Genomic DNA, 15,908 nt, shown 5'->3' with positions numbered 1-15,908 from the left:
ACATCAAATGCCCACACTTATCGACTGTTAATTGTTAAAGAACGGTATTCGGTACTGCTTTCGCGCTATCGACAAAGCGTTGTGTTTGTCAGCTGCGAAGAAGGAAGAGTATGAAGCATTTCAGCACAATCGTCAACTCCTTCTTTTACTGCCCAGCCCCTAAAGGCTGTCCCTTTTGTGCCGCAAACTAGTGCGTCTCATCGGGGAGGCGAACTATAGCAAAGCGCCCCCGTAGTAGCAAGGCTTTTCCGGGGTATTTGCGGCCAACTGCTACAATTTCGCCCCCTCAGCGCAAATCCGCGTCCATATATAGAAGATTCACAATGAAACAACAAGCTCAAGGATCAGGCCTGACCCTGAAACGGGCTGGCTTTACCACTGGCTTCGGCGTGCTCGCCGCCACCCTCGGTTCCGCAGTCGGCCTCGGCAACATCTGGAAGTTCCCCTATCTGACGGGCGCCAATGGGGGCGCCGGCTTCCTGCTCATCTATTTACTCGCTACCTTATTGGTAGGCCTGCCCGTAATGATCGCGGAAATTACCCTGGGGCGCCGCGCCAAGGTCAATCCCATCTCGACCATGGAACAGCTGGCACCGAAGGGCAAGCCCTGGTGGCTGGTCGGCGTGATCGGCATGATCGCCGCCTTCCTGATCGTCGCGTTCTACTCGGAAGTGGTCGGCTGGGTGTTTGCCTATATCGCCAAGGCCATCGACGGCTCCATCCTCAGCAGCGACAAGCTGGTGACGGAAGCGGCCTTCGCCTCACTGATCAGCAATCCCCTGCAATCGCTGTTGTGGCAATGGGGCGTGCTGCTGTTTATCGGCGGCATCCTGATGCTGGGCGTGACCAAGGGCATCGAGGCGATCGCCAAGAAACTGATGCCGCTGCTATTTCTGTTATTACTGCTGCTATGTGCGGTCAGTCTGTCGCTCGATAAAGCGGGCGAAGGCCTGGCGTTTTTGTTCCGTCCGGACTTCAGCAAGCTGACGGCTTCCGTCGTGCTGACCGCCATGGGCCTGGCCTTCTTCAAGTTGTCTGTCGGCATGGGCACGATGATGACCTACGGCAGCTATTTCCGCGATGACCAGAATATCCCCGTCACGACTTTGCGCGTGATGGCGGCCGACCTCGGTGTATCGATGCTGGCTGGCATCGCCATCTTCCCCGCCGTGTTCACGTTTGGCTTTGCCCCTAGCGCGGGACCGTCACTGGTGTTCATCACCATCCCCGCCGTGTTTTCGCAAATTCCCATGGGACAAGCGCTGATGGTGGTGTTCTTTATTCTGGCAGCCGTGGCCGCCACGGGCGCGATGCTGTCGCTGATGGAAGTGCCGGTGGTGATCTTCCATGAACGCTTTGGCTGGACACGTGCCAAGGCTACGGTAGTGACCATGCTGCTGCTGGCCATGCTCGGTTCCGTATGCGCGCTGAGTAACAGCACACTGGCCAATTTCAAGCTGTTTAACTTGAATATGTTTGATCTGTTCGACTTCGTCTCGTCAAATATCTTCCTGCCCGTGGGCGGCATCGCAATTGCCTTGTTTACAGGCTGGGCCTGGGGCAAGCAGCATTTCATCGATGCGATCAGCAATCACGGCCGGTTGCAGAACAAGACGCTGGCGCATGTGCTGCTGTTCCTGCTGCGCTTTGTCTCGCCTGTACTGATCCTGATGGTGATGCTGAAGGGCCTGAAAGTCTTTTAACTAGTTAAGTAATTAAAGCACCCGGGTGTAGGTCTGGCGCACCAGCACCCGGTCGCCGCAATCAAAATGCCACCATTCGCTGTTGATGCCAAAGAAGCCAGCCTGGAACATGGCGTCGCGCAATAAGCGGCGGTGTTCTACTTGCACCTGCGTAACTTCTCCTTTTTCCAGCAAAACCAGCTCCAGCGCCGGATGCGAGCGCTCACTCAGGTCGTCAAAGCCCGTGCCCATGTCCAATTCCTGCCCGTCCGGTCCGACGATGGTGATGTCGAGCGCCATGCCAAACGAGTGGATCGAGCCGCGCGACGGTTCCGCGATATAGCCGAGCAACTCCGTTCCCTGCAGCGCATCCCACAGTTGCTGCTGCACCCGTTGCGGGCGCAGGGCATCGAGCACCAATAAATGATGATCTGGGCGATGCGCGGCCAGCCAGGCCACGGCCTGTTCCAGTGCGGCGGCCGCATCGCGGTGCAGCCAGGCGCAATCGATGGGGCTATATAAATCGCGGCCGACAAAATTGTCGGGCGTAGCGTAGCGCAAGTCGACGGCGATGCCGGCAATACTGCTCAGGTGGCGAAATTGCGGATCGCTGCCGACCGCTTCCAATTGCAAACTTGCAACAGACATCAGACTCCTCTTTCCAGGCAGTTGCGCGCCGCCACGCCAATGCTGTCGGCCAGGCGCCGCGCGCCATGCGACAGCGGCGAGTGGCTCGCCGTCAGTAAATACAGTTGGATGGGGATGGTGGGCGCCCAGGGACGGCGCTGCAGGCGATCGGGCGAGCCGGAGGCGGCCGTAAACGGGTCGACCACGGCCATGCCGGCGCCCGCTTCCACCAGGGAGCGGGCAATTTGATAAGTTTGCACCACGGTACTGAAGACAGGGTGGATATCCTGCGCCTCGCAAGCGGCCACCACCAGTTCGCCCAGCGGATCGTTGTCCGCATGGCCGATCAGCTCGCCATTCAGGCCATGCGCCGTCAACGGCGTGCCGCAATCGGCCCCCTGCCAGGTGCCGGTCGGCGCAATCACCGTCATGACACCGTGCGCAATCGGTTCGGCCACGATGCCAGGATTGCGCGGGTCTTGCAGCGATACGGCCAGGTCCGCTTCACCGAGGCGCAGGGTATTGACGATCTCGCCGGTGTGATGGGTGGCCAGTTGGCAACGCGTGTGGGGAAAGTCGCGGCGCCACTCCGTCATGGCAAACGGCAAGACGCTGATGGCGAGCGTCGGCGTGGACACCAAACGGATGGTTTCCACCGCATGGCCCTTCAGGCTGGCCGCCAGGCGACGGATGCCCAATAAATCGCGGTTGAGCTTTTCCGTCTCGACAAACAGGCGGTGCGCCTCCGGTTTCGGGTACAGCTTGCCCCGCACGCGCTCGAACAGCGGCATGCCCAGTTGCAACTCACAGTGCTGCAAGACCTTGGTCACGGCCGGCTGCGAAATATGCAGCACCTGGGCCGCGCCGCTGATGGTGCCAACTTGCATGATGGCGTGAAACACTTCGATATGACGCAGCCGCATGAGCTATTCCTTTACCTTGCCATGGCCGCTTGGGCCGTCAACGTTCAGCATATAAGAAAAAGTCATGGGCTGAAACGGCCGTGCTACTTTGTTGCAACAGCCGGCGCCGGCGTCGTCAGCACTTCCAGCAAGGCCGCCGTTTCGCCATCCGGGGTGCCGTCAAACAATGTGTTGCGGTATTTCATCTGGAAGGCGATCAGCACATTGCGCGTCGCTTCGTCGAAGATGCCCGTATTCGGCGTCGCATAACCGTGCTGGGCCAGCTTCTTCTGGAACCAGACGGCATCCGGCACTTGCTGCTCAAAAATAAGGCGCTGCGCGGCAACACGGTTGGCATCGGGCCAGACGATCAGGCCAGCATCGGCCAGCTGGCGCCATGGAAACAGCGGTCCCGGATCCTGCTTGCGCTGCGGGGCGATTTCGTTGTGGCCGAGGATATTTTCCGGCGCGATGTTGTAGCGCGCCTTGATATCTTTCAACAACGGAATCAACTCATCAATCTGTGCCTGCGGGAACGGATACCAGAGGCGACCTTCCGGCGTATCCTTGTAGCCGGGGTTGACGATCTCGATGCCAATCGAGCTGACATTCAACTGTGTATAAGTCTTCCAGTTACTCACACCCGCGTGGTTGGCCTGGCGCGATTCGTCGACCAGCACGTAAAACTTCGGCTTGTCCGCGTCGGTCAGCAAATAATGGCTGCTGACCACTTGTTCCGTCAGGATCTTGATCGAGCGGGGCAAGTCGCTGACCGTGTAATGGATGACGATGAATTTCACGCGCGGGCTCTGGCTGCGCGCCGTCAAGCTATGGTCGAGGTGCGGCGCGGGCGTGGTACAGGCGGAGAGCAGGGCCACCAGCAGGGCGAGGGCGATTTTTTTCATGAAAGATCCATGTTCGGGTTAATAAAATAATCAGTCTTTGCCGGCATACAAGCCAGCCGTCCTGGCTGCCAGCTTGGCTGCGGCCTCATGCGAACGGCCAACTTTTTGCTCCATCATCAACGATACAGGCAAAGCGGCGCGCATGGCAGCTACGATGGCTGGGTGCAATTGCGCCGCGCGTCCCGCCAGCACCACAGGACGGGGGCCGTAGCGCGCCGTCAGTGCCAGCGCCAGGCGCGCCAGTTCCTGTCCCGCGCGCTGCAAGATATCCAGCGCCAGCGGGTCGGTTTCTGCACTGGCGGCCACGGCCAGCGCCAGCCGACCGATAGCGCCCCGGTCCTGGCCATACATGAAGGCACGCGACAGCGACCAGTCGCTGCCGCCCAGTTGTGCAAACACGGCCCCGGCCATGGGCGAGCTTTGCCAGCTGCCGGGCACCTCGTCTTCGCGGCGCCAGATGTGGCGCAAGGCTTCGCGCGCGATCCAGTAACCGCCGCCGCCATCGTCGAGCAGCACGCCGCGCCCGCCCGCGCGGTGAAAGCCGCCAGCCGCATCGATCCAGGCGGCAATCGAACCCGTGCCAGCGTAGACCAGATAACCTTCGCCCGGTGCAAAACTGTCGCGATAAGCGATATCGATATCGTTACCCACGCTGACGTGGGCGGCATCCAGCGCCAGCAAAGTGGCCAGCGTTTGCGCCAGGACAACATCGTCTCCGCCAAAGCCCGTCAAGCCAGCTACCACGGCGCGCGGCTGGCCGACAGCCAGCACGGTTTGGCACAGCCGGGCAAACGTGGCGTGCACGGCTGCGCGGCCCGCATCGCTGCTCATTTGCAAGGCAGACAAGCCTTCCACGGCACCGTCGGCCACGATGACGCCGTCAACGGTGGCCAATGCCCAGCGCGTCTGCGTGCCGCCCGCGTCGATGCCCAGGCCCAGCACGGGCAGCGTATTATTGGCTGTAGGAAAGGAAATCATGGCATGAGTGTAAAGCCAAGCGAAGCTTGCAGGCATGAAAGCTTGCGCATGTTTCATGCCTGCAGGTTATGGACTGCCGGTGAGCCGGCAACAATTACTTGGCGGGGGCCGTAAACGGTTCACGCACGGTGACGCGGGGACTTTCATTGCCGAGACGGTCCACGGCGCTGACCACCACCGCGTTGACTTTACCAGTGGCGTCATCGACCAGGGTCAGCTCGCCTTGCACGCCCGTGACCACGGTAAAACGCCAGTCTTCACCGTAGCGGGCCCAGACAGCGTACTGGGCTACGGGTTTGCCGCCGCCCGCCGCCAATTTAACGTTCAGGCTGCTGGAATCGCGGCGCAAGGCCAGCACAGGCGTCCCCGGCGCATCCTTGCCCAGCCACGGTGTAGCGGGAATCAGGGCTGGGCTTTGATACACGGTCGCTTTGAGTTGCTCGCTGACACCCTTGCGGTTCTGCATCAGCGGCGCCATGCTGAAATGCACTTGTCCATTCGCGCCGGCGCGCGTGCGCGTCACTTCGATCTGCTTGATGATCTCTTGCGGCGTGAAAGACTTGGCGGAATTGTCGATCCGGCTCGTGTACAGGCCGGGCCACACATGGCGGCCATACGGATTTTGCGCCAGCCAGTAGTCGAGCAGTACGCCAAACGCTTGCGGCGCCTGCGCCACGGGCCAGTACAGCTGCGGCGACAGATAGTCGAGCCAGCCCTTGGCCAGCCACAGTTCCGCATCCGCATACAATTTATCGTACTGGCTGAAGCCGACGATGCCGGCAGGGCGGCGGTCGGGACGGCCGATGCCAAACGGGCTGATGCCGAAGCGCACCCAGCTCTTTTCGCGGTGGATGCCTGTGTATAACGCTTCGATCAGCTGGTTGACATTCTGGCGGCGCCAGGAAGGGCGGTCCAGCTGGCCACCGGCCAGCAGATATTGCTGCCAGGAAGGTTCATCGGGAAACGGCAGTTCGCGCTTGGCGCCGCCATTGCCCGCATCCAGCGCGGCCGTCTCCGCACCGGCACCGGCGCCAGGCGCGTCGATCGGATACGGATAAAAGTAATCGTCGATGTGCACGCCATCGATATCGTAGCGGCGCACCACGTCCAGAACCACGTCCGTCGTGTGCTTGGAGGCGGCGGCGTCGCCCGGGTCCATCCACAGGTAGCGGCCGTATTGCTTGACGGACGCCGGGTTGGTGGAAGCAAAACTGTCGCGCGCCAGCGGCGACTTGGCTGTCGCGTGACGGGCCCGGTAAGGGTTGAACCAGGCGTGCAATTCCAGGCCCCGCGCATGCGCCTGCGCTACCCAGAAAGCCAGCGGGTCATACAGGGGCAATGGCGGCTGGCCTTGCTTACCGGTCAGGTATTCCGACCACGGTTCCAGCTGCGATGGGTAAATCGTGTCGGCGCTGGGCCGCACCTGCAGCACAATCGCGTTCAGATTCAAGGACTTGGCGCGGTCAAGGATGGCGATAGCCTCGGCTTGCTGCTTGGCCACCGGCAAATTGTTGCGGCTGGGCCAGTCGATATTGGCGACCGTCGAGACCCACGCGGCGCGAAATTCGCGCGGCGCCGGCGGCGGCACTTCGCCCGTGATGTGCTGCACGGGCGGCACGGCAGGCAAACCCGCGTCGCCCGGCGTCACTGCGGAGGGTAGCTTGGTGCTGGTACAGCTGCTGAGCAATGTGGCGGTGGCCAGCGCGGCCAGCACGCCGGCCGTGGCGCCCAGGCGTTTTTTGAAAGTAGACAACAAAACAATTCCTTGCAGTGGTGGAGCGCAGGTGTATCGGTGCGGGCATTTTACTGTGCGCCCGCCATCCTTGCGGGCGCACGGTTCAAAAGAATCAGGCCTCGGCCTTCTTGCCGAATTCGGGATCGATCTTGACCAGCGCGGCCATGATGAAAGCAGGAATGGTGGCGATGCACACCCAGATGAAGAAATGCTGGTAGCCGAGCATTTGCTGGATCCAGCCGCTCGCCATACCCGGCAACATCATGCCCAGGGCCATGAAACCCGTGCAAATGGCGTAATGGGCCGTTTTATGCGCGCCATCGGAGACCATGATCATGTACAACATATAGGAAGCGAAACCGAAGCCATAGCCAAATTGCTCAAGCGCAATGCCACCGGCGATCACATAGATGCTGCTGGGCAAGGCGCTGGCCAGGTAGACAAACACCAGATCGGGCAAGTGGACGGACAGCACCATGATCCACAGGCAGCGTTTCAAGCCGAAGCGGGAAATGATGAATCCGCCCAGCAAGCCACCGAGGGTCAGGGCGATCACGCCGATGGTGCCGTAGACCAGGCCCACCTGTTCCGTGCTGAGGCCCAGGCCCCCCTTGGCGACGGGGTCGAGCAGGAAGGGCGCGGCCAGCTTCAACAGTTGCGCTTCGCCGAGGCGGAACAGCAGCAAAAATCCCAAGATGACGAGAATATCCTTCTTCTTGAAGAAGGCGGCAAAAGTGGCGATGAACTCTTGCAAAGGAGAAATACCGGCACCCTGGATGCTGGGACGATCCTCCTTCGGTTTCGGCAAGACAAAATAGTGATACAGGAAGAGGGCGATGAACAGGCCAGCCAAAATCGCAAACACGACGGACCAGGCCAGCTGCACATTGCCCGTCGCATGCGTCAAATAGCCGGCTAGAAACACCAGGCCACCCTGGCCCGCAATCATCGCCAGACGGTAGAACGTGCTGCGCACGCCGACGAAGGCCGCTTGTTGGTGTTCTTCCAGGCCCAGCATATAAAAGCCGTCGGCGGCAATATCATGCGTGGCGGAACTGAAGGCCATCAGCCAAAAGATGGCCAGGCTAATCTGGAAAAAATGCGGCAAGGACGTCGTCAAGGCCACCAGCGCCAGCGCAGCGCCGATCACCAGCTGCAAGCCGACGATCCAGAAGCGCTTGGTGCGGTACATATCGATGAAGGGCGACCACAGGGGCTTGATGACCCAGGGCAAATACAGCCAGCTGGTATACAGGGCGATATCCGTATTGCTGAAACCATAGTTCTTGTACATGATCACGGACAAGGTCATGACCACTACATAGGGGATGCCCTGGCCGAAATACAGGGAGGGGATCCACAGCCACGGCTTATTGGTGCGCGCCGCGGTGGTTTGTTTCGCTAGCTCCATACATCCTTCTTTGTCTCCCAGACAGAAGAATGCCGCGCCATCGGATCAGGCCGCCAGTGCCGCCCGCACACTGCCGTCCGCGCCGGCCAACAATGCCTGTGCCTGGTTTGTGTTGATTTTTTTGATCAAGGCAACAATCGCCACCTTGACGTGAAATTGGCATTGCTCGAGCACGGTCCTGGCCTGCGCCTCGCTGGCGCCGGTGGCATGCATGGTCAGACGCACCGCCCGCCAGATCAGCTTGGCGTTGGTCGGCTTCAAGTCTACCATCAAGTTTCCGTAAGTTTTATGCAAACCCACCATCAGGGCGCTGGAAATCGTGTTCAGGGTGATTTTTTGTGCCGTGCCCGCTTTCAAACGCGTACTGCCGGAAATGACTTCCGCACCCGTGTCGAGCACGATGCCGCATTGCGCCTCGTGCGCCACCGGAGCATCCACATTATTGGCGATGCCGATGGTCAGGGCGCCCGCCGTGCGCGCGGCCAGCAGCGCGCCCATCACATACGGCGTGGCGCCGGAGGCGGCCAGCAGGATCACCACATCATTGGTCTGCGGCTGCAGGGCCAGCAAATCCCGCTCGCCTTGCTGCACATCATCTTCCGCCCCTTCGACGGCAGCAAACATGGCACCCGCGCCGCCAGCCAGGATGGCGACGGCCCGCTCGGGCGGCCAGGAAAAGGTGGGATGGAGTTCAACGCTGTCGAGTACGCCCAGGCGGCCCGACGTGCCCGCCCCCACATACAGCAGACGTCCGCCAGCGGCGATGCGGGGCAGGGCGGCCGTGATGGCGGCAGCAATGTCGGGCGAGGCCAGCCGCACGGCTTCGACGGCCCAGAACTGGTCATCGACCAGGGCCGCCACCAATTGCTCTACCGGGTACAGATCCAGATCCGGATGCCGCCGGCTCGGGGTTTCAGTTTTCAACATGATTTCAGAACATGGTTGAAGGTGAAACCAGTTTAATACCGATGTGCAAGTTCAGCCATGAAAGCTTGGCGTGCAGGCATAACGGGAGCTTATGGCTAATGCAGGAAGGTGGCGTACTACTTGTCCTGCGATACGCTCCCGTTTGTGTCTATACTTGGATTCGACGCCCAAATCCACGACACGCCCCATGATCGCTCGCCAATTGCTGTTCCTGTTTAGCGCCCTTGGCGCCATCAACGGTATTTTTTTGGCCGTCTATTTTTTCAGCCGCCGGCCCCGCTGCCTCGCCGACTGCATGCTGGGTGCATTGCTGCTTGCCGTCGGGGTGCGCACCGCCAAATCCGCTTTCCTCTTCTTTAACCCTGCGATCGCCCTTGAATTCCGCCAGCTGGGCCTGTCGGCCTGCCTGCTGATCGGTCCCTTGACCTATCTCTATGTACGCTCTTTCATCGCCGGGCACGCGCAACTGCCTGCCGGCCAACAATGGCGTTGGCATCTCGGCTTGTCCTTCCTGCTGATAGTCATTGGCGTTGCCTTTCCGTATTCCGCGTATCGTTCTGCCTGGGACCTGTCGAGCCATGCCATTCATGTGTTCTGGCTATGCTACCTGCTGGGAACTGCCAAGTTGCTCTGGCAAAGCCGCCATGCGTGGCTGAACGACGGACAGCGGATGGCCACCAGCAGCGTGCTCCTGCTGAGCGTCTTTGCAGGCAGCTGTGTCATGCTGGCGGCGTACGCGAGCACGCCGTTCACGTCCTATATTGTCGGCGCCTTGTCGTTCACCTTCTCGCTGCATGTGGCGGTCATGGTCTTTCTGCTGAGAAAGGAAACCTCGACGCCTGCCGAGCCGAAGCAGAAGTACCAGAATAGCCGTCTGACGCACGACGATGCGCTTGCCGTGCTCGCTGCGCTGGAACATCAGATGAGCGGGCAGAAATCCTATCTGAATCCGAACCTCACCCTGGCCCAACTGGCCAAGCGGGCGGGATGCACGCAGGCGCAGGTATCGCAGGTGCTGAATGACAAGCTGAGCAAGAGCTTCCATACCTACGTCAACGAATACCGTATCGCCGAAGCAAAACAGGTATTGACCGACGAGCCGCAACTGAACATGGATACCGTTGCCGAGCGCTGCGGATTCAATTCCAGTTCCACCTTCTACTCGACCTTCAAGAAAGTTACTGAGCAGACGCCAGCCAGCTTCCGCGCCCAATCTGGCCAGGCGGCCAGGGCCATTTCCGCGTAAAACCTCTCCGGAATCGCCATTCCGGAGTCTGAAATCATGTTTGGCGACATCAATTCCCCTGCATTTCGATAACTTATCGACCAGCAACGATCTGAAATAGTCGTTGCTCCGATAAACGCAGTTCTTCATTCAGGGTAAAGTCATGATTCAGTTTTTATTGCGCACGGTACTCGCCTGTTACTTGCTAAGCATCGCCGCCGTCGGCACCGCCGCAACCGCAGACCAGGACGACAATGCCATCCGGGAAACCGTGCGCTTGTATCTGCATGGCACCAGCTTCAACGTACAGGACGAGATCAACCAGGCCTTCCATGCCACCGCCCGCCTTTACCTGGACGGCAAAAACGATGCGGAATGGGAGTTGAGCGGTCAGGAATACACAAAACTCTTTTCCCAAGAGAAAATAGGGCAATTCAATGGACGCCACTGGCGACTGATCAAGGTAGATGTGAGCGGCAAGGTGGCCACCGCCAAGGCCGAGATCCACATTCCGCAGCAAGGGGTACGCTATGTGGATGTATTCCTGCTGAAAAAGATCGCCGGCAACTGGAAGATCGTCAGCAAGTCGGCCCATCGCGAGCCAGCAGCCCCGCGCCATGCACGCAAGGTGCTGCTGGTCGTGTCGAATGTGCATCAATATCCCGGCACGAAAATTAACGCAGGCAATAATTTTCCCGAGCTGGCCTATACCTATGATGCCTTTCGCAAAGCAGGGTACGCGGTCGACTTCGTCAGTCCCGAGGGTGGCGCCATTCCGCTGGAAATGATCGTCACGTCGGACGAGTTATTAAAAAGGCATCTTTACGACAGTGATTTCATGTGGGCACTGGCCCATACCAAGCCTGTCTCCGAGGTCAGGGCAGACGAGTATGCGGGCATGGCGTTCGTCGGCGGCGGCGCGGCCATCGTCGGCATCCCGGACAACAAGCCGCTGCAGGACATCGCCTTGCGCATCTACGAACAACAAGGCGGGGTGATCGCGGCCATCTGCCATGGCACCGAGGGCATCAAGAATCTGACGCTCAGTGACGGTACTTTCCTCATCCAGGGCAAGGTGCTCACCTCATTCCCCGATGCGTTTCTCAACAAGGAATCGCCGGTATACAAGGCCTATCCCTTTTCGGCAGAAGCCAGCATCAAGCGCCATGGCGGCATATTCAGGCATGGCGCCAATGGCAAGAGTCACGTCGAGGTCGATGGCCGGCTGGTGACCGGCATGAGCTGGGAATCGTCCGTCGGCGTGGCGGAATCCATGATCCGCCTGTTCCAGCAGTAGATTTATGGGGCGCGGCGCATTTCGGCGACGAAATCATAGTGATCGCTGCGGCAATACGAATGCGTGAGTTCCACCGCTTCGCCCGACTCCAGGTAGGCGATGCGCGTGATGAACAACACGGCCTGGCCATCGGGGATGCCCAGCTGCTTGGCCAGCACGTCCGTCGCATTCATGGCGCGGATGTGCTGCAAGGCGCGCACGGGGGCCTTCTTGATACTGCTCAAGTATTCATACAGCGAATCGCCCATTGCGGCCGGGTCCGGCACCACGCTGAAGGGCAGCACGCTCACTTCATACGCCATCACCACGTCGTCGGCCAGGCGCAGGCGCTCCAGGCGCGCCACTTTCGTATTTTGCGCCAGCCCCAGGCTCAGCTGTTCATCGCTGCTGGCGATGACGACTTCACGCTTGAGCCAGCGCGAGCCGGGGCGGTAGCCGCGCTGCTGCAGTTGTTCGGAAAAGCTCGACAGGTTCGACAGCGGCTGCTCGATGCGGGGTGCAATATAGTTGCCCGAACCACGGCGGCGCACGACGAGGCCTTGCTCGACGAGCTGATCGATGGCCTTGCGGGCAGTCACGCGCGATACGTCAAGCAGTTCGGACAGGGTACGTTCAGAGGGCAGGGCCTGGTCTACCTGGTAGCGGCCGTTGCGTACGTCATCGCTCAGCTTGCGGGCGATCTGCATATATAAAGGCGAATTGTCATTTAAATCGACCTTGAGTTCTACGCTGGTCTGGCTCATACAGTTCTCCTTGTCCTCCTAGTGTAATAGCGATGACGCTTGCGCGTAGCCCGTCCGCCCATGAATAAATGGAAAATAGCTATAAATAACGGTTATACACTTAAAAAAACAATGTTTTACCGTACGTATAGCTTTACATTATAGATAAATAAGCAATTTTCATTAGCGTAGCAAACCATCCCACCCTATGCTGGCAAGGCGTCCATCCACCATGACACAGGGAAAGCATGATCAACAAGATGACGGGTTTGCTGGGCTTGCTGATGCTGGGTACGACCTGGACGGCGCTGGCCACCCCGCTTGGCACCAGCACCAGCACGATGCGACACGACCAGCAGCGTGCGCTCGATGCAGCGCTGTCGGCCATCGTCGATGACCCGGCCCACCCGCTGGCCAGCCTGTCCGTGCTGGCCATTCGCCACGGCAAGGTATCGTATCAGCAACAATTTGGTTACCGGCACATCGGCGTTACGCCAGCGGACAGCTTGCCCGTAACGCCGGCCACCCTGTTTCGCGTCGCCTCCGTATCGAAGATGATGACCGCGCTGGGCCTGATGCGGCTGGTCGAGCAGGGCAAACTGAGCCTGGACCAGGATGTGGGCATCTATCTGGGCTTTTCCCTGCGCAACCCGCATTTCCCCCAGCAAGCCGTGACCCTGCGCAGCTTGCTCAGCCACACGTCCTCGCTGCGCGACGCGGGAGGCTACGCATGGGGACCAGAACGCAGCCTGCGCGACGTGTTTACAGCCGGTGGCAACCTCATGTGGGACAAGCACACCGCGCCGGGCGGCTATTTTACGTATGCCAACTTGAACTGGGGCGTGATCGGCACCGTGATGGAAAAGGTCACGGGCGAGCGCTTCGACCTGCTGATGCGGCGGCTGCTGCTCGACCCCCTCGATGTACGCGGCGGTTATTATCCGGCAGCATTTTCCACGGACGAGGTGGAGAATACGGCCACGCTGTACCGCAAGCGCACGCTGGAGACAGAAGTCTGGCAGCCGCACGGCCCCTGGATCGCCCAGGCCGATGATTTTTACAAGCGCCCATCGGCCGGCAAGGACAACTATGTGATTGGCAGCAACGCCACCGTCTTCAGCCCCACGGGCGGCTTGCGCATTTCCGCCGCGGGACTGGGCACCGTCATGCAGATGCTGCTCGACGGTGGCCGCCATCAAGGCAAGCAACTGCTGCAGCCCACCAGCATCGCGCTGATGTTTGGCCGGCAATGGCAATTGGCACCGGACGCCAGCAATGGCAACAGCGAGCGGGGCCTGTACCGCGCCTGGGGACTGGGCAACCAGCAATTCGATGCGCTGGCAGGGCAGGGCAACGGCCTGGTCGAGGGCGCCAGTTTCTCCGCCGTGGGGCATCTGGGTGAGGCGTACGGCCTCGTCTCCGCCTTCGTGCTCGATTTCAAGAACAAAAACGGCATGGTGGTCCTGGTGGGTGGCACGGGCAGCGACCCAGAACACTATCCGGGCACCTATTCCGCCATGGGGCGCAGCGAGGAATTGATACTCACCACCTTATACCGTGGTGCGATCGACAAGCATGAATCATCTCACTGAAACAGTGCATTCCTGAAAGTTATGGCTGCACCATGATGTTTCATTGGCTCCCTGAACGGCCAGCCTCTAAGCTCTTCCCGAATGCTTCCGCATCATGGGAGCGCAACGCAGCGAGGCAACATGCAGCAACAAGTCATCATCATCGGCGGCGGCGTCGTCGGTCTGACATCGGCCTGGTGGCTGGCCGAGGCCGGCTACAAGGTCACTGTACTCGAACGCAATGAACAGGTGGCCATCGCCGCCAGCTACCGCAATGGCGGCCAGCTCAGCTATCGCTATGTGGCGCCCCTGGCGGACGCGGGCGTGCCCTTCAAAGCACTGCAATGGCTGCTGCAAAAAGATGGCCCGCTGCGCTTCCGTCCCGAAGCGGACTGGCGCCAATGGCGCTGGATGGCCAGTTTCCTGCGTAATTGCAATGCTGCCAGCAATGCCCGCACGACGGCCAAGCTGCTGCAACTGGGAGAATTAAGCCGCACCGGCATGGCGCAACTGGAGTTGACGGTGCCACCCGAAGCGTATGCCTGGCGCGATGCGGGCAAGCTCATCGTCTATCGTTCGCCGGCCATCTTTCAGCGAGCCGTGGCCCGACCCGAGTCGGAAGAGGCGCGCATCGTCTTGTCTCCCGCAGAAGCGGTGCAGCGCGAACCGGCGCTGGCCGCCTTGCAGGGTGCCCTGGCAGGCGGCATCTTCACGCAGGGCGAAGCGGTGGCAGATTGCCACGCCTTTTGCCTGGCGCTGGAAGCGCGCTTGCTGCAGCACCCGAATTGTTCACTCTTGCTGAAAGGCGAGGCGCGCCGCCTCATCACGCGCAATGGCAAGATCGCGGGCGTCGACACCAGCCTGGGCCTGTTGCAGGCAGATCACTTTGTGCTGGCGGCCGGCATCCAGAGCCGCGACCTGGCCGCCACGGCGGGCATTTACCTGCCCCTGTATCCCTTGAAAGGCTACAGCCTGACGGCACCCATCCGCGCGCAAGACCGGGCGCCCGAGATCAGCATCACGGATTTCGAGCGCAAGGTGCTGTATGCGCGCATCGGCGGCGACCTGCGCGTGGCGGCCATGGTCGACATGGTGGGCGCCGACAACAGCATCGATTGGAAGCGCATCGCCGGCCTGACGCGTCTGGCGCGCGAAGCCATGCCGCACGGCGCCGATTACGAGCAGGCCACAGCCTGGGCCGGCCTGCGCCCCGCCACGCCGAACAGCGCACCGCTGGTGGGTGCCAGCAAGTACGCCAATCTGTGGCTCAACGTGGGCCATGGCCCGCTGGGCTTTACCTTTGCCGCCGGCACGGCGCGCATCCTGGCCGACCTCATGGCCGGCAAGGCGCCGCCGTTTGCGCTGGACTTCCTCAGCCCGAAAAAATAGCAGGCCAAGACGGCGCGCGCGCGCCGCTGCCGATATGGCGGATAATTGCGGAACTTTCTGATCCCTCTTTTCTGTTCCTTATTGCCAGCGCATGCCCACACCCTCGACATCTGCCGCCTGCCCCTGTGGCGGCGCCTCCTACGCCAGTTGCTGCGGCCCGTATATCGCGGGCGACGCCTTGCCGCCCACGGCCGAAGCCCTGATGCGCTCGCGCTACACGGCGTTCACCTTGCGCGACGAGCCCTACCTGCGCGCCACCTGGCACGCCAGCACCCGTCCCACCGACGCTTTATTTGCGGAAGAAGAAAAAGTCCACTGGCTGGGACTTGAGGTAAAATCTGCTTTACGTTTACGTCAACGTAAAGCAGAATCCGCAGATCAAGCCGAAGAGATACACCGCGACAGCGTGGAATTCGTGGCCCGTTACAAGGTCAACGGCCGCGCGCACCGCCTGCATGAAGTGAGTCGCTTCGTGCGCGAAGCTGGTGACGGTGGCATGCGCTGGTTTTATCTCGACGGCAGTTTTCCCGAATAGCG

General features: G+C 60.5%; 14 protein-coding genes. 6 read left to right on the top strand and 8 right to left on the bottom strand.

Features of this window, described 5'->3' with window-relative positions; all coding sequences use genetic code 11:
- The first annotated feature begins 323 nt into the window (after positions 1 to 323).
- Positions 324 to 1,703 (top strand): sodium-dependent transporter, encoded by a 1,380-nt coding sequence (locus ACQ4WN_RS12930; protein WP_436551899.1) that lies wholly within the window; start codon positions 324 to 326, stop codon positions 1,701 to 1,703.
- A 12-nt stretch (positions 1,704 to 1,715) separates the two neighbouring features.
- Here ACQ4WN_RS12930 and ACQ4WN_RS12925 read toward each other — a convergent pair whose 3' ends face one another.
- The 7 genes from ACQ4WN_RS12925 to ACQ4WN_RS12895 all read right to left on the bottom strand — a co-directional run bounded on the left by ACQ4WN_RS12925 (position 1,716) and on the right by ACQ4WN_RS12895 (position 9,167).
- Positions 1,716 to 2,330 (bottom strand): M15 family metallopeptidase, encoded by a 615-nt coding sequence (locus ACQ4WN_RS12925; RefSeq protein WP_436551898.1) that lies wholly within the window; start codon positions 2,328 to 2,330, stop codon positions 1,716 to 1,718.
- Complete coding sequence (locus ACQ4WN_RS12920) at positions 2,330 to 3,232, bottom strand: LysR family transcriptional regulator (protein ID WP_436551897.1); 903 nt, start codon at positions 3,230 to 3,232, stop codon at positions 2,330 to 2,332. The genes ACQ4WN_RS12925 and ACQ4WN_RS12920 overlap by 1 nt, the downstream gene beginning before the upstream one ends.
- Positions 3,233 to 3,315: 83 nt before the next feature.
- Positions 3,316 to 4,116 carry an N-acetylmuramoyl-L-alanine amidase gene (locus ACQ4WN_RS12915; RefSeq protein ID WP_436551896.1) on the bottom strand — a complete coding sequence of 267 codons (801 nt, stop codon included), beginning with the start codon at positions 4,114 to 4,116 and terminating at the stop codon, positions 3,316 to 3,318.
- 30 nt (positions 4,117 to 4,146) lie between these two features.
- Complete coding sequence (locus ACQ4WN_RS12910) at positions 4,147 to 5,094, bottom strand: N-acetylglucosamine kinase (protein WP_436551895.1); 948 nt, start codon at positions 5,092 to 5,094, stop codon at positions 4,147 to 4,149.
- Positions 5,095 to 5,188: 94 nt separating this feature from the next.
- Positions 5,189 to 6,850: a glycoside hydrolase family 10-like protein gene (locus tag ACQ4WN_RS12905; RefSeq protein ID WP_436551894.1), complete on the bottom strand. Its 1,662-nt coding sequence runs from the start codon at positions 6,848 to 6,850 to the stop codon at positions 5,189 to 5,191.
- A gap of 91 nt (positions 6,851 to 6,941) precedes the next feature.
- Positions 6,942 to 8,240, bottom strand: coding sequence for an MFS transporter (locus ACQ4WN_RS12900; protein ID WP_436551893.1), 1,299 nt, complete (start codon positions 8,238 to 8,240; stop codon positions 6,942 to 6,944).
- A 45-nt stretch (positions 8,241 to 8,285) separates the two neighbouring features.
- A complete protein-coding gene (locus ACQ4WN_RS12895; RefSeq protein WP_436551892.1) occupies positions 8,286 to 9,167 on the bottom strand; it encodes an N-acetylmuramic acid 6-phosphate etherase in 882 nt (293 codons plus the stop codon).
- Between the two features lie 187 nt (positions 9,168 to 9,354).
- Between ACQ4WN_RS12895 and ACQ4WN_RS12890 the strand changes: the two genes are divergently transcribed.
- Together ACQ4WN_RS12890 and ACQ4WN_RS12885 are read left to right on the top strand one after the other, a co-directional pair.
- Positions 9,355 to 10,413 (top strand): helix-turn-helix transcriptional regulator, encoded by a 1,059-nt coding sequence (locus ACQ4WN_RS12890; RefSeq protein ID WP_436551891.1) that lies wholly within the window; start codon positions 9,355 to 9,357, stop codon positions 10,411 to 10,413.
- 142 nt (positions 10,414 to 10,555) lie between these two features.
- A complete protein-coding gene (locus ACQ4WN_RS12885) occupies positions 10,556 to 11,689 on the top strand; it encodes a nuclear transport factor 2 family protein (RefSeq protein WP_436551890.1) in 1,134 nt (377 codons plus the stop codon).
- A 2-nt stretch (positions 11,690 to 11,691) separates the two neighbouring features.
- Here ACQ4WN_RS12885 and ACQ4WN_RS12880 read toward each other — a convergent pair whose 3' ends face one another.
- Positions 11,692 to 12,432 (bottom strand): GntR family transcriptional regulator, encoded by a 741-nt coding sequence (locus ACQ4WN_RS12880; RefSeq protein WP_096232721.1) that lies wholly within the window; start codon positions 12,430 to 12,432, stop codon positions 11,692 to 11,694.
- 227 nt (positions 12,433 to 12,659) lie between these two features.
- Here ACQ4WN_RS12880 and ACQ4WN_RS12875 point away from each other — a divergent pair, with 227 nt between their 5' ends.
- The 3 genes from ACQ4WN_RS12875 to ACQ4WN_RS12865 all read left to right on the top strand — a co-directional run bounded on the left by ACQ4WN_RS12875 (position 12,660) and on the right by ACQ4WN_RS12865 (position 15,906).
- Positions 12,660 to 14,003: a serine hydrolase domain-containing protein gene (locus ACQ4WN_RS12875; protein WP_436551889.1), complete on the top strand. Its 1,344-nt coding sequence runs from the start codon at positions 12,660 to 12,662 to the stop codon at positions 14,001 to 14,003.
- 81 nt (positions 14,004 to 14,084) lie between these two features.
- Complete coding sequence (locus ACQ4WN_RS12870; RefSeq protein ID WP_436551888.1) at positions 14,085 to 15,371, top strand: D-amino acid dehydrogenase; 1,287 nt, start codon at positions 14,085 to 14,087, stop codon at positions 15,369 to 15,371.
- 91 nt (positions 15,372 to 15,462) lie between these two features.
- Positions 15,463 to 15,906, top strand: coding sequence for a YchJ family protein (locus ACQ4WN_RS12865; protein WP_436551887.1), 444 nt, complete (start codon positions 15,463 to 15,465; stop codon positions 15,904 to 15,906).
- The last annotated feature ends 2 nt before the right edge of the window (positions 15,907 to 15,908 follow it).

The sequence above is a fragment of the Janthinobacterium pasteuri genome (genome assembly GCF_051380775.1).
Classification (GTDB): domain Bacteria; phylum Pseudomonadota; class Gammaproteobacteria; order Burkholderiales; family Burkholderiaceae_D; genus Janthinobacterium.
The sequence above is the reverse complement of the archived record's forward strand: the minus strand, read 5'-3'. Positions and strand labels throughout refer to the sequence as shown.

What these genes read in the sequence shown, in the direction of transcription:
- ACQ4WN_RS12885 (WP_436551890.1), top strand. Translation starts at nt 10,556, where the DNA reads ATGATTCAGTTTTTATTGCGCACGGTACTCGCCTGTTACTTGCTAAGC.
- ACQ4WN_RS12865 (WP_436551887.1), top strand. Translation starts at nt 15,463, where the DNA reads ATGCCCACACCCTCGACATCTGCCGCCTGCCCCTGTGGCGGCGCCTCC.
- ACQ4WN_RS12920 (WP_436551897.1), bottom strand. Translation starts at nt 3,232, where the DNA reads ATGCGGCTGCGTCATATCGAAGTGTTTCACGCCATCATGCAAGTTGGC.
- ACQ4WN_RS12910 (WP_436551895.1), bottom strand. Translation starts at nt 5,094, where the DNA reads ATGATTTCCTTTCCTACAGCCAATAATACGCTGCCCGTGCTGGGCCTG.
- ACQ4WN_RS12875 (WP_436551889.1), top strand. Translation starts at nt 12,660, where the DNA reads ATGATCAACAAGATGACGGGTTTGCTGGGCTTGCTGATGCTGGGTACG.
- ACQ4WN_RS12895 (WP_436551892.1), bottom strand. Translation starts at nt 9,167, where the DNA reads ATGTTGAAAACTGAAACCCCGAGCCGGCGGCATCCGGATCTGGATCTG.
- ACQ4WN_RS12880 (WP_096232721.1), bottom strand. Translation starts at nt 12,432, where the DNA reads ATGAGCCAGACCAGCGTAGAACTCAAGGTCGATTTAAATGACAATTCG.
- ACQ4WN_RS12890 (WP_436551891.1), top strand. Translation starts at nt 9,355, where the DNA reads ATGATCGCTCGCCAATTGCTGTTCCTGTTTAGCGCCCTTGGCGCCATC.
- ACQ4WN_RS12925 (WP_436551898.1), bottom strand. Translation starts at nt 2,330, where the DNA reads ATGTCTGTTGCAAGTTTGCAATTGGAAGCGGTCGGCAGCGATCCGCAA.
- ACQ4WN_RS12930 (WP_436551899.1), top strand. Translation starts at nt 324, where the DNA reads ATGAAACAACAAGCTCAAGGATCAGGCCTGACCCTGAAACGGGCTGGC.
- ACQ4WN_RS12870 (WP_436551888.1), top strand. Translation starts at nt 14,085, where the DNA reads ATGCTTCCGCATCATGGGAGCGCAACGCAGCGAGGCAACATGCAGCAA.
- ACQ4WN_RS12915 (WP_436551896.1), bottom strand. Translation starts at nt 4,116, where the DNA reads ATGAAAAAAATCGCCCTCGCCCTGCTGGTGGCCCTGCTCTCCGCCTGT.
- ACQ4WN_RS12900 (WP_436551893.1), bottom strand. Translation starts at nt 8,240, where the DNA reads ATGGAGCTAGCGAAACAAACCACCGCGGCGCGCACCAATAAGCCGTGG.